The organism is Planococcus dechangensis, from assembly GCF_042654465.1.
In the GTDB taxonomy this organism is placed as follows: domain Bacteria; phylum Bacillota; class Bacilli; order Bacillales_A; family Planococcaceae; genus Planococcus; species Planococcus dechangensis.
This window is the reverse complement of record NZ_JBHSGL010000005.1, coordinates 1,272,621-1,285,699: the sequence shown is the minus strand read 5'-3', so window position 1 is coordinate 1,285,699 and position 13,079 is coordinate 1,272,621. Positions and strand designations below refer to the sequence as shown.

13 protein-coding genes are annotated in these 13,079 nt (G+C 48.2%); all 13 read left to right on the top strand.

All coding sequences use genetic code 11. From position 1 onward, the window contains the following. The first annotated feature begins 23 nt into the window (after positions 1-23). Complete coding sequence (gene fsa, locus ACFO5U_RS09515; protein WP_377278719.1) at positions 24-674, top strand: fructose-6-phosphate aldolase; 651 nt, start codon at positions 24-26, stop codon at positions 672-674. A gap of 26 nt (positions 675-700) precedes the next feature. Continuing rightward, the gene (locus ACFO5U_RS09510; protein WP_377278718.1) at positions 701-1,999 is read left to right on the top strand and encodes a UDP-N-acetylglucosamine 1-carboxyvinyltransferase; all 1,299 of its coding nucleotides are present in this window, start codon (positions 701-703) and stop codon (positions 1,997-1,999) included. Positions 2,000-2,072: 73 nt separating this feature from the next. Next, on the top strand, positions 2,073-3,038 hold the full coding sequence (glpX, locus tag ACFO5U_RS09505) for a class II fructose-bisphosphatase (protein WP_377278717.1): 966 nt from the start codon (positions 2,073-2,075) through the stop codon (positions 3,036-3,038). A gap of 120 nt (positions 3,039-3,158) precedes the next feature. Further along, positions 3,159-4,442: a transcription termination factor Rho gene (rho, locus tag ACFO5U_RS09500; RefSeq protein ID WP_377278716.1), complete on the top strand. Its 1,284-nt coding sequence runs from the start codon at positions 3,159-3,161 to the stop codon at positions 4,440-4,442. 150 nt (positions 4,443-4,592) lie between these two features. Further along, positions 4,593-4,808 (top strand): 50S ribosomal protein L31, encoded by a 216-nt coding sequence (rpmE, locus tag ACFO5U_RS09495; RefSeq protein WP_377278715.1) that lies wholly within the window; start codon positions 4,593-4,595, stop codon positions 4,806-4,808. A gap of 153 nt (positions 4,809-4,961) precedes the next feature. Continuing rightward, positions 4,962-5,555, top strand: a complete 594-nt coding sequence (locus tag ACFO5U_RS09490; RefSeq protein ID WP_377278714.1) for a thymidine kinase — start codon at positions 4,962-4,964, stop codon at positions 5,553-5,555. Positions 5,556-5,849: 294 nt separating this feature from the next. Further along, a complete protein-coding gene (prfA, locus tag ACFO5U_RS09485; protein ID WP_377278713.1) occupies positions 5,850-6,929 on the top strand; it encodes a peptide chain release factor 1 in 1,080 nt (359 codons plus the stop codon). Next, positions 6,916-7,791, top strand: coding sequence for a peptide chain release factor N(5)-glutamine methyltransferase (gene prmC, locus ACFO5U_RS09480; RefSeq protein ID WP_377278711.1), 876 nt, complete (start codon positions 6,916-6,918; stop codon positions 7,789-7,791). The genes prfA and prmC overlap by 14 nt, the downstream gene beginning before the upstream one ends. A gap of 88 nt (positions 7,792-7,879) precedes the next feature. Next, a complete protein-coding gene (locus ACFO5U_RS09475) occupies positions 7,880-8,869 on the top strand; it encodes an L-threonylcarbamoyladenylate synthase (protein WP_377278709.1) in 990 nt (329 codons plus the stop codon). A 1,294-nt stretch (positions 8,870-10,163) separates the two neighbouring features. Next, complete coding sequence (locus tag ACFO5U_RS09470; protein WP_377278707.1) at positions 10,164-10,598, top strand: low molecular weight protein arginine phosphatase; 435 nt, start codon at positions 10,164-10,166, stop codon at positions 10,596-10,598. A gap of 223 nt (positions 10,599-10,821) precedes the next feature. Continuing rightward, positions 10,822-11,259 (top strand): ribose 5-phosphate isomerase B, encoded by a 438-nt coding sequence (rpiB, locus tag ACFO5U_RS09465; protein ID WP_377278706.1) that lies wholly within the window; start codon positions 10,822-10,824, stop codon positions 11,257-11,259. A gap of 12 nt (positions 11,260-11,271) precedes the next feature. Continuing rightward, positions 11,272-11,856 carry a TIGR01440 family protein gene (locus tag ACFO5U_RS09460; RefSeq protein WP_377278704.1) on the top strand — a complete coding sequence of 195 codons (585 nt, stop codon included), beginning with the start codon at positions 11,272-11,274 and terminating at the stop codon, positions 11,854-11,856. Then, complete coding sequence (gene glyA / locus ACFO5U_RS09455) at positions 11,843-13,078, top strand: serine hydroxymethyltransferase (RefSeq protein ID WP_377278702.1); 1,236 nt, start codon at positions 11,843-11,845, stop codon at positions 13,076-13,078. Before ACFO5U_RS09460 ends, glyA begins: the two co-directional genes overlap by 14 nt. Position 13,079: the final 1 nt, after the last annotated feature.

Sequence of the window (13,079 nt, the reverse complement as noted above, 5' to 3'; positions counted from 1 at the left end):
CACATACAGGAGGAAATTACAAAATGAAATTTTTTATCGACACAGCTAATTTTGACGAAATCAAAGAAGCACATTCATGGGGCATTCTCTCAGGTGTGACGACCAACCCATCACTTGTTGCAAAAGAGAAAAACGTGTCATTCCATGACCGTTTGAAAGAAATCGCCGAGCTTGTCGACGGATCGATCAGCGGTGAAGTCATCGCACTTGATGCAGAAGGCATGATCAAAGAAGGCCGCGAACTTGCGGAACTTGCCCCGAACATCACAGTAAAACTACCGATGACTCCAGACGGCTTGAAGGCATGTGCTGTTCTTGCCGGTGAAGGCAAGAAAGTCAATGTTACCTTGATCTTCAGCGCTAACCAGGCACTTCTTGCTGCACGTGCCGGAGCAGCGTACGTTTCACCATTCGTAGGGCGCCTAGATGATATCGGCCATAACGGCATGGATTTGATTTCTCAGATCGCTGAGATTTTCGCGATCCACGACATCAAGTCTGAAATCATCGCCGCTTCCATCCGCCACCCGCAGCACGTAACAGACGCGGCGCTAAACGGTGCACATATCGGCACAATGCCGATGAAAGTGCTTGAGATGATGTTCAAGCACCCATTGACGGACAAAGGCATTGAAGCATTCCTTGCCGATTGGGAAACCCGCTCTGTGAAATAAGGCTGACAGGGAAAAGGAGAAATACAATGGATGTTTATAAAATAAAAGGCGGTAACCGCCTAACTGGAACGATAAAAGTGAACGGCGCCAAAAACAGCGCCGTGGCATTAATACCGGCATCAATCCTGGCAAACTCACCAGTTTCGATCGAGGGCTTGCCGGAAATTTCCGATGTTTGGACGCTGAAAAGCATCTTGGAAGAAATTGGAGGTTCTGTTACGTTTGAAGATGGCGTGATGCAAATCGATCCAACAGAAATGATCGATATGCCTTTGCCGAACGGCAACGTCAAAAAACTGCGGGCTTCCTATTATATGATGGGTGCCATGCTAGGCCGCTTCAAGCATGCGGCAATCGGGCTTCCAGGCGGCTGTTTCTTAGGGCCGCGCCCGATCGACCAGCACATTAAAGGTTTTGAAGCGCTAGGTGCAAAAGTGACGAACGAGCACGGTGCAATCTACTTGCGCGCTGATGAACTGCGCGGTGCGAAAATCTACTTGGATGTGGTTAGTGTTGGAGCGACTATCAATATCATGCTCGCCGCTGTCCGCGCGAAAGGCCAGACCGTGATCGAAAACGCGGCGAAAGAGCCGGAAATCATCGATGTTGCCACACTCCTCACCAATATGGGCGCGAAAATCAAAGGCGCTGGGACGAATGTCATTCGCATTGAAGGTGTTGATGAGTTGCATGGCACCAACCATACAATCATTCCGGACCGCATCGAAGCGGGTACGTTCATGATTATGGCCGCAGCTGCCGGCGACGGTGTGACAATTGATAACGTTATTCCATTTCATATGGAAGCGTTGACGGCAAAATTACGCGAAATGGGCGTCGAAGTTCAAGAAGGCGAAGAGTCGATTCATATTCCGAAACCGGAAAATTTGCAGGCAATTGATGTAAAAACTCTTGTTTACCCGGGCTTTGCGACGGATCTGCAACAGCCGTTTTCGGTGTTGATGACCCAAGCACAAGGCTCTTCGATGATCACCGATACAATTTATTCCGCCCGTTTCAAGCATATCGACGAATTGCGCCGCATGAATGCGGTAGGACGTGTGGAAGGCCGCGCTGCGGTCATTACCGGCCCGACGCCAATGACGGCGGCAACAGTTGTCGCTTCGGATCTCCGCGCGGGGGCGGCGTTAGTGATTGCCGGTTTGCTTGCTGAAGGCGAAACTGAAGTGCGTGAAATTTATCACATTGAGCGAGGCTATTCGAATATTATCGACAAGCTCCGCGGCCTTGGTGCCGACATCCGCCGCGAGACGATCGATCCGGTCGCGAGCGGGAAGTCCGACCTTAGTTCTGATGTAAATTGACTCTCTAAAGGCGTTTTGTTATATGCTACAATAAGAGAAAGCAGTTACAAAGAGGAACGGAGGAACGGACAATATGGAACGAAGTCTTTCGATGGAATTAGTGCGAATTACAGAAGCGGCAGCAATTGCATCCTCAAAATGGATGGGCCGCGGTTTGAAAAATGAAGCAGATGATGCTGCGACGGAAGCGATGCGGAAAGTATTTGATACGATCCCGATGCAAGGAGTCGTAGTTATCGGTGAAGGCGAAATGGACGAAGCGCCAATGCTTTATATCGGTGAAGAACTGGGCTCAGGAGACGGTCCTGAAGTGGACGTAGCCGTTGATCCGGTAGAAGGCACGAACATCGTCGCTGCTGGCGGCTGGAATGCGATCGCCGTCTTGGCGATTGCAGACCGCGGTAATTTATTGAATGCTCCGGATATGTATATGGATAAAATTGCGGTCGGCCCTGAGTCGGTCGGCAAAATTGATATCGATGCACCGGTTATTGATAATTTGCGGGCGGTAGCCAAAGCGAAAAACAAAGACATTGAAGATGTTGTCGCAACGATTCTTGATCGCCCGCGCCATGCGCAGGTCATCAAAGAAATTCGTGAAGCGGGTGCGCGCATCAAATTGATCAACGACGGCGACATTGCCGGCGCAATCAACACGGCGTTCGACCAAACAGGCGTCGATATTCTATTCGGTACTGGCGGAGCTCCGGAAGGGGTCATCGCGGCAGTCGGATTGAAATGCCTCGGCGGCGAAATCCAAGGGAAATTGAAGCCGCAAGACGATGCAGAAAGACAGCGTTGCATCGATATGGGACTTGAAGTCGACAAGGTTTTGATGATGGACGATCTTGTCAAAGGCGACGACGCGATATTTGCGGCGACGGGAATTACCGACGGGGAACTTCTCCGCGGTGTTCAGCTAAAAGGTTCATTTGCAGAAAGCCATACACTTGTCATGCGCGCGAAATCCGGCACGGTTCGGTTTGTTGAAGGGCGTCACAGCCTCAAGAAAAAGCCGGACCTTGTCATGAAAGATTGATACCATACTCCAAAAATGAGTCCGGCTTTTATGCCGGGCTCCTTCTTTACTGACTCCAGAACCAGAAGCATGTCCCCTTAGGAAACTTTGAAACTAATGATAAGAGTGGTGTCCAACTAGATGGCAACAATGACAATTTCGGCATTGGAAAATATGACGCTCAAAGAGCTCTATAACCTGGCAAAAGAATACAAACTGAACAATTACAGCAAATTGACGAAAAGAGAACTGATTTTCGCCATTTTGAAAACCCGTGCGGAACAGGAAGGTTTCTTCTTTATGGAAGGAGTCTTGGAGATAATCCAGTCAGAAGGCTTCGGCTTCTTGCGTCCAATCAACTATTCCCCGAGTTCACAGGACATTTACATTTCGGCTTCACAAATCCGCCGCTTTGATTTGCGCAATGGCGATAAAGTATCCGGAAAAGTCCGTCCGCCGAAAGAAAACGAGCGTTATTTCGGTTTGCTTCAAGTCGAGGCAGTCAACGGCGAAGACCCGGAAGTGGCGAAAGAACGCGTCCATTTCCCAGGGCTGACGCCGCTTTATCCCGACCGCCATATCCGACTTGAAACCAGTCCGGAACATAAATCCACTCGCATCATGGACCTTATTTCACCGGTCGGTTTCGGCCAGCGTGGATTGATTGTCGCACCGCCAAAAGCAGGGAAAACGATGCTGTTGAAAGAAATAGCCAATGCCATCACCGCAAATCATCCGGAAGCGGAATTGATTGTGCTGCTGATCGACGAGCGTCCGGAAGAAGTAACCGATATTGAACGTTCTGTTGATGCCGATGTCGTTTCTTCCACTTTTGATGAAGTACCAGAAAACCACGTCAAAGTAGCGGAACTTGTTCTTGAGCGCGCGATGCGTTTAGTCGAGCATAAGCGTGACGTCGTGATTTTGATGGATTCGATTACCCGGTTGGCGCGTGCATATAATTTGGTTATTCCGCCAAGCGGACGCACCTTGTCAGGCGGCATCGACCCAGCCGCTTTCCATCGCCCGAAACGCTTTTTCGGTGCAGCCCGCAATATCGAAGAAGGCGGCAGTTTGACGATTCTAGCGACGACACTTGTTGATACAGGATCGCGCATGGATGAAGTCATTTACGAGGAATTCAAGGGAACAGGCAATATGGAGCTGCATCTCGACCGCAACCTAGCCGAACGCCGGATTTTCCCTGCCCTTGATATTCGCCGTTCCGGCACCCGGAAGGAAGAATTGTTGATGGACCCGGCACAACTTGATAAACTATGGGCTATCAGAAAGACATTCTCGGACTCTCCGGACTTTACGGAGCGTTTCATGAAAAAGCTTAACCGATCGAAGAACAACGAAGAGTTTTTCAGCCAATTGGCCAGCGATTCGAAATCAAGTCGTACACCACGAAAAACGATTTAATCACTTGCAAAAATGATTTATTCTTGCTATGATTACAGGAGTGAAATAAAACAGCGCTATTGCATATACGGCCTAAAGAGCCGTGTAAGGCAATAGTCAAAATAGATTAAACTCTGTTCCAGATGGTTCAGGGCGGGAGGAGAAAACATTATGAAAACAGGTATTCACCCAAATTACACAACAGCAACAGTGACTTGCTCATGCGGCAACTCATTCCAAACGGGTTCAGTAAAGGAAAACATCAACGTTGAGCTTTGCAACGAATGTCATCCATTCTATACTGGCCGCCAGAAATTCGCAGCTGCAGATGGCCGCGTAGACCGTTTCAACAAAAAATACGGCCTCAAAGAAGAAATCAACAACTAAGTCACGATTATACCCGTCCGTCGCGAAAACGCCGGATGGGTATTTTTTTTCGTCAAAGAACAGAAAAAATCAATTACATAGCAGAAAAATGATAGGCATACTCACCATTTTTGGTATGATATTAACAGCAAATGTTTGAAAGGGGTCTCCACTATGTACGTCATGAAACAGACCGGATGGGTCGAGTTAATCTGCGGCAGCATGTTCTCGGGAAAATCAGAGGAATTGATTCGCCGCGTCCGCCGCGCGCAATTCGCCAAACAGAAAATTGCGGTCTTTAAACCGAAAATCGACAATCGCTACAGTGAAGAAGCGGTCGTTTCCCATAACGGAACGACGGTCATCGCTTTGCCGATCGGGCATTCCGGCGAGATGAAAGAATATATTACCGATGAGTTTGATATCATTGCAATCGATGAAGCACAATTTTTTGATATGGATATTGTCGATCATGTACAAAAGCTGGCCGATCATGGATTCCGCGTCATTGTCGCAGGGCTTGACCAAGATTTCAGGGGCCAGCCGTTTGGTCCGATGCCATTATTGCTTTCGATCGCAGAACAAGTAACGAAATTGCAGGCAGTTTGCACTGTGTGCGGGTCGCCCGCAAGCCGCACGCAACGCCTGATTGACGGTAAACCCGCCGGTTCTGACGATCCATTCATTTTAGTCGGTGCTTCAGAAGCATACGAGCCGCGCTGCCGTCACCACCATGAAGTGCCAGCCGGCGTTACCGTTACGGAATAAATGAATTTTAGAAAGCATTAATTGGTTTAAAGAAGCATTCCGTATAAATAAATGACAAACCTTGAGAAGTTAATGGACTTAAACGTTTGATGGATTTATTGAGTATAGATATGGAGTGAAATAGCGTAGACTCCTGGGGGAGCAGCCAAGTACTGAAATCCATTCGGGCGCATAGCCCGAATTAGTTCAGTGCAAGCCCCCCGGAAAGCCAGCTATTTCGCGGAATATCGTGAACAATGAAATCTTATGCATAGAATTATCAACTTTATATAGAAGAAACTAGAGGTGAAAGCAATGTTTGACCGTTTACAATCCGTCGAAGACCGGTACGACCGCCTCAACGAAATGTTGAGCGACCCGGATATCGTCAGCGACACAAACAAGCTGCGCGACTATTCGAAAGAACAATCCGATTTGCAGGAAACCGTTGAAGTTTACCGTGAATACAAAGACGTCCAAACCCAGCTTGCAGAAGCTAAAGCGATGTTCGATGAGAAAATGGATGCCGATATGCGTGAGATGGTCAAAGAGGAAGTATCAGAGTTAGAAGGGCGTTCGAAAGTGCTTGAGGAACGTCTTCATATTTTGCTTATTCCGAAAGACCCGAACGATGACAAAAACGTCATCATGGAAATTCGCGGTGCTGCAGGCGGCGACGAAGCAGCGCTTTTTGCAGGCGACTTGTTCAAAATGTATTCGCGCTTTGCAGAAGCGAACGGCTGGAAAGTGCAGATTATGGACTCCAATCCGACAGAAATCGGCGGTTTTAAAGAAATCGTCTTTATGGTGACAGGAAAAGGCGCCTATTCGAAACTGAAATACGAAAACGGCGCACACCGTGTCCAGCGCGTCCCGGAAACTGAATCCGGCGGCCGCATCCATACTTCGACTGCGACAGTCGCTTGCTTACCAGAAGTCGAAGAAGTTGAAGTGAACATCCATGATAACGATATCCGTGTCGATACGTACGCTTCATCCGGTGCTGGTGGACAATCCGTCAACACGACGATGTCGGCTGTCCGTTTGACGCATTTGCCGACCAATACAGTCGTGACATGCCAAGACGAGAAGTCCCAAATCAAAAACAAAGCGAGTGCCATGAAAGTACTGCGCGCACGCGTTTATGAAAAATTCCAGCAAGAAGCACAAGCGGAATATGATTCGGTCCGCAAATCTGCTGTTGGAACAGGCGACCGCTCAGAGCGGATCCGCACGTATAATTTCCCTCAAAACCGAGTGACAGACCATCGTATTGGTCTGACTATCCAAAAGCTTGATCAGATTTTGCAAGGCAAGATGGATGAAATTATTGACGCCCTGGTGATCGACGAACAATCAACGAGGATGGAGAGCTTAAATAATGAACAAAGTTGAAACGGTGGTCCAAGTGGAATATATATATGAAGCGTTGGAAAACGCTGCGACTTATCTGAAACAACATGGGCGCGAAGAAACGCCGGCACGCATCTTGCTTCAGCATCAACTTGGCCTTGATTATTCCGGGCTGATGGCTTCGATGCGCGATAAAATCGATGGCCGCCAATATGAAGCTTTTTGGGAAAACGTTGAAGAATTGATCCAAGGAGTACCAGTCCAGCATTTGACGGGCTCTGAACAGTTTTACGGCCGGACGTTCAGCGTCTCTCCATCCGTATTGATTCCGCGTCCGGAAACAGAGGAATTGATCGAACAAACTTTGAAGCTCAAGCGTGAAATGTTCGGACTGGATGAAGTTCAAGCAGCTGATATCGGGACAGGAAGCGGCATTATCGCAATTACCTTGAAATGTGAGTTGCCGGAAGTGGAAGTAATGGCGACGGATATTTCTGAAGAAGCCCTATTTGTAGCAGAGCGTAATGCAGAAGCATTGGATGCGGATGTCCACTTTACAAAAGGTGATCTCGCAGCGCCGTTATTGGGGAGAAAATGGGACATCATTCTATCGAATCCTCCTTATATTGCCTACCACGAAGCAGCTGGCTTAGCGGATACGGTACGCGATTTTGAACCGCACGAAGCATTGTTTGCAGACAGCGATGGACTTGCAGCTTACGAACAATTAGCACAGCAAGTGCCGGCGTTGATCAACCGTCCTGGCATCATCGGCCTTGAAATCGGCAGCAGCCAAGGTGCAGCAGTGACCGAGATGTTCCAACAGGCATTGCCTGAAGCCCGCGTATATTGCCAAAAAGATATCAACAAACACGACCGTATGGTATTTTGCATTTTAGATTAACTTGTGCACAATTCAGTTGAATTTCCCTTGAGATATCCACAAAATGTGGATATCTCTATCAAACCCTTATTGTACTGGAGATGTTTAGGTGGAAACTAAAACAGTTCTTGTGGATGGAGATGTGAATAACGAAGGAAGTTATTCACAGGCTGTGGATTATATTCGCGAAGGGCAAGTGGTCGCTTTTCCAACAGAAACCGTATATGGCCTAGGGGCTGATGCGATGAATGCAGACGCTGTCGCTAAGATTTTCGAAGCAAAAGGCCGCCCGACCGATAATCCATTGATCGTCCACGTGGATTCCAAAGAAACCGCCTTGGAGTTTGTCGAAGAAGTTTCTGACAAAGCCTTGCAATGCATGGATGCGTTTTGGCCGGGAGCTTTGACCTTGATCATGCACGCCAAACCGGACACTTTTGCGACGAATGTGACTGCAGGGTTGTCAACTGTCGGTATTCGCGTGCCGGATCATCCAGTGGCTCTGAGTTTATTGAAACGATTAAAGCAACCGATTGCTGCGCCTAGCGCCAATAAAAGCGGCAAACCGAGCCCGACCTTGGCGGAGCATGTGCTATTCGATATGAACGGGAAGATTCCATTCATTTTGGATGGCGGTCCGACCAAGGTTGGAATTGAATCGACCGTGCTGGATACAACAAGCTCGCCCCCGGTCATTTTGCGTCCTGGACAAGTGACGAAAGAACAGTTGGAACAAGTGATTGGAACGGTGCGCTTGTCTTCGGAAACGCAAGGCAATACCCCGAAATCACCGGGAATGAAGTATGCCCACTACGCACCGTCAGCACCTCTTTATTTGATTGAGCATAATAGCAAATTGATTGAAAAAGCGATTGACCATATTCATGGTAAATCGAAAAAAATTGCGGTATTGAGCCGCGAGGACTTTGCAGCGGCGGATTATCTTTTCCCGCTATCTGTGGATAAGTTATACGACAGTTTACGAAAATGCGATCAAACCGATGCTGACTTGATTTTGGCGTGTGTGCTACCAGAAGGTGAAAACGCTGCGCTCATGAACCGCTTGGAAAAAGCAGCAGATCATAAATGGTTTAGCTAACCTAATCGAATGAAAAAATGCCGCCGAGAAAATTTCCCGGCGGCATTTTTTTGTGCAGTTTTATGTGCGCGTTGAATAGTTTTTTGAAATTTACTAAGTTAATAATTAAGAAAACAAGGTGCAGACTTTTTACGTATAAATAGCTTGTGCTATGAGACTGCGCTCCAATGGCTGCTTGGGGCGTGCAGGATGGAGATCATGCAGCTGATGCGACAGGACGTCGTGCAACATGCGTAAATGAAAAGCTGAGAAAGATGTCATAGGCTTTTCGTGGTTAGCTAGCTTGTGCTATAAGACTGCGCTCCAATGGCTGCTTTCCGGGGGGGCGGGTGCCCGGCAAATGTGCCGCGCGGTCCCCCAGGAGTCAGCCATTTCCGCTCCGTCTCTAGGTTTCGTGGAGTTGGTAGGTTTCTACAAGCTCTCAAATCAGTACGTACTGGAAGATTTCTCTGTTGGGAAGGTCCGTGCCGCACACTTCTTCTCGATAAATGGATAGGCATAAGAAGTTTTCAACCACCACTGAACGAGAACAGTAGAATTTCTTTCCAAGACAGCCGCCGGGGAAGCGATTCCCTGAACAGTGGAAGCAAACTATAGAAGCGCACAAAAACTTCTCTCATACAAATCAATGAAATCTAAAAGCCGCCTAGCGCTCACGGGTGAGCCGAAGCAGTAAGACAGTTGATCTTCCTGGCTTACTGCAAGAGGCCAACCCAAAGCAAGGCGGCGAAACCGAACGTGATGCTCAAACTGAGACGAAATATTACCTCATTCTATTTCTAACTCGTTGCATCTCCATTCAAATCTAGGGAAGCGATTCCCCAAACAGCGAATGCCATCGACAAAGAAAGCTCCATATAAACAAACTAGCATCAAAGAAAATGACAAGCCGCCTAGCGTCAAGGGTGAGCCGTAGCAATGAGACAAGTGGTTTTCTTGGCTCATTGTGAAAGGCCATCCCAAAGCAAGGCGGCGGAACCGAACGTGATGCCCAAATAGAAAGTGTCACACTGTCGCATACACACTCTAACTCATTTTTTTCCATTCGGTTCAAAGGAAGTGATTCCCCAAGCAAGGCGGCGGAAACATATGCCATGCTCGCAGAAAAACCACACACTTCCGAACGCCAATTCCAGCGCGGAATCTCCAACAGGGTCGATGCATGACCGCATAATCCCTATCACTGCATCAACTGTCCCAGATGCGTTATAATAAGAGTCAGAAGCGCATCAGTCTGCATAGCAAGAAAGCGGAAAAGATGCGGATAGCGAATAGTTGAAAAGGGGGGGATTGGATGAAGATTTTATTTGTCTGCACGGGCAATACGTGCCGCAGTCCGATGGCAGAAGCGATTGTACACGCACGCAAAATCGAGGGGATAGAAGCGCGCTCGGCAGGAATTTTCGCTGGGGAATCCCCGCTCTCTGTGAATGCGCGGAAAGTTCTTGACGAACAGGCCATTGGATTCGAACATACTTCAAAGCCGCTGAATCCGCTTGATCTGGAATGGGCCGAGCTCATTTTGACGATGACCCACTCCCATAAAATGATGCTCATGCAATATTACCCGGAAATGGCGACCAAATTGCATACGGTCAAAGAATTTGCGGACGGCTCTGCTGGTGATATTAGCGACCCATTCGGAGGTTCTTTGAATGACTACCGGAGAACATTCGATGAGCTCGAGCAGTTGATCGATAAGTTATTCCAGCAAATGGGCACGACCTAGTAAAGATTGGTCGGCCCTTGCACAAACAGATAAGCTACAGGCCGGCTTTTTATCTGAAATGATGCGGATAAATCTGGTTTTGGAAAAGAGCAAATTCCAGTTGCGGAATATACGCAAGAGGAAGTAACATGTAACTGTCCGAAAATGTTAGAATTAAATAAAAGCGGTGGATTTGATTTATGAAGCGTTTAGCCGCAATAAGACAATGAAAAGAGGGTTATTCATGAAGATAGCAATTTCATCAGACCACGGCGGCAATAATTTACGTAAAGAAATCGTCAATTTATTGAATGAATTGGGCATAGAGTACAAAGATTTCGGGCCACAGACGGACGATTCTGTCGACTACCCCGATTATGCAAAGCCTGTAGCAGAAGGCGTGGCGAACGGTGAATTCGATAAAGGCATCTTGATTTGCGGAACGGGAATCGGCATGTCGATTTCGGCGAACAAAGTAAAAGGCATCCGTTGTGCATTGGTTCACGACGTATTCAGCGCACGCGCGACCCGCGAACATAACGATTCGAATATTTTAGCAATGGGTGAGCGCGTCATTGGACCTGGACTAGCGAGGGAAATCGCCCAAACATGGCTGACGACCGAGTTTGAAGGCGGGCGCCACGAAAATCGTGTGAATAAAATTACCGAACTCGAAAAATAAGGAGGGGTAAGCATGCAAACCTTATGGCAGCTGCAGCTTGAAGAAATTCTGAACGAATTGGAGCAGCAGATTGCATTCAAAGCAGGGCAATTGTTTGTGGTGGGCTGCTCGACTTCTGAAATAGCGGGACAGCGAATCGGGACGGGCGGCGGCTTGGATATTGCCGAAAGTTTGTACGAGCCGCTAAGGGTTTTTGCGGAGCGCCACGGAATGTTTTTGGCGTTTCAAGGCTGCGAACACATTAACCGTGCTCTGACGATTGAGCGCGCTGCTGCAGAGAAATACGGCCTTGAGCCAGTATCAGTCGTTCCGGTTGCAAAAGCAGGGGGTTCAATGAGTGCTTACGCCTTTATGAATATGAGTGACCCGGTTGTTGTTGAAGAAATTGCTGCCCACGCCGGAGTGGATATTGGGCAGACGATGATCGGCATGCATTTAAAAAGAGTCGCCGTTCCGGTGCGAACTTCTGTTAAACTAGTAGGGGAAGCGATCGTCTCATGTGCCACGACAAGGCCAAAATTGATTGGCGGAGTACGGGCCAGCTATGATCGTAAGGTACTTCAATCACGGGAGGGAAAGACAGATGGAATTGATTAAGGCGCAGGATCAGGCAGTATATGAAGCAATGAACGCGGAGAAAGAACGTCAAGAAGCGAATATTGAGTTGATCGCATCGGAAAACTTCGTATCCCAAGCAGTTATGGATGCACAAGGTTCGGTGTTGACCAATAAATATGCAGAAGGCTACCCGGGCAAACGCTATTACGGCGGATGTGAATTTGTGGATGTCGTGGAAAATATTGCGCGCGACCGTTTGAAAGAAATTTTCGGCGCAGAGCATGCAAATGTTCAGCCTCACTCCGGTTCGCAGGCAAACATGGCTGTCTATACAGCGATGCTCGAACAAGGTGATACAGTTCTTGGTATGAACCTTAACCACGGGGGCCACTTGACTCATGGCAGCAAAGTCAATTTCAGCGGCATGCAGTATAACTTCGTTGAGTACGGTGTCGACAAAGACACGCAACTGCTTGACTACGAAGCGGTGCGGCAAGCAGCTCTTGAGCACAAGCCAAAAATGATCGTTGCCGGTGCGAGTGCATACTCACGCACATTGGATTTTGCGAAATTCCGTGAAATTGCAGATGAAGTCGGCGCGTTGTTAATGGTCGACATGGCACATATTGCAGGACTTGTCGCCACGGGCGCGCACCCGAATCCGGTGCCTCATGCCCATTTTGTCACTTCCACTACCCATAAAACATTGCGCGGCCCACGCGGCGGCTTGATTCTTTGCAAAGAAGAATTTGCCAAGAAAATCGACAAAATCATCTTCCCGGGAATTCAAGGCGGCCCACTGATGCACGTAATCGCTGCAAAAGCAGTTGCATTCGGCGAAGCGCAACAGCCGGAATTCAAGGAATACATCGACCAAGTCGTGAAAAATGCAAACGTCTTGGCAGACAGCTTGACGGCAGAAGGAGTCGACATCGTTTCTGGCGGTACCGATAACCACCTACTGTTGCTCGATCTTCGCTCGCTCAACTTGACGGGCAAAGTGGCAGAGCATGTATTAGACGAAGTCGGTATCACCACAAACAAAAACACGATTCCATTCGATCCGGAAAGCCCGTTTGTCACTTCAGGCATCCGTCTAGGAACGGCAGCGGTCACATCACGCGGCTTTAAAGAACAGGAAATGAAAGAAATCGCTTCGATCATGGCGCTTCTCTTGAAAAATCCAGAAGATGAGGCAGTGAAGAAGGAAGCGGCAGAGCGTACGGCGAAGTTAACAGCCAGTTTACCTTTGTATAAATAAG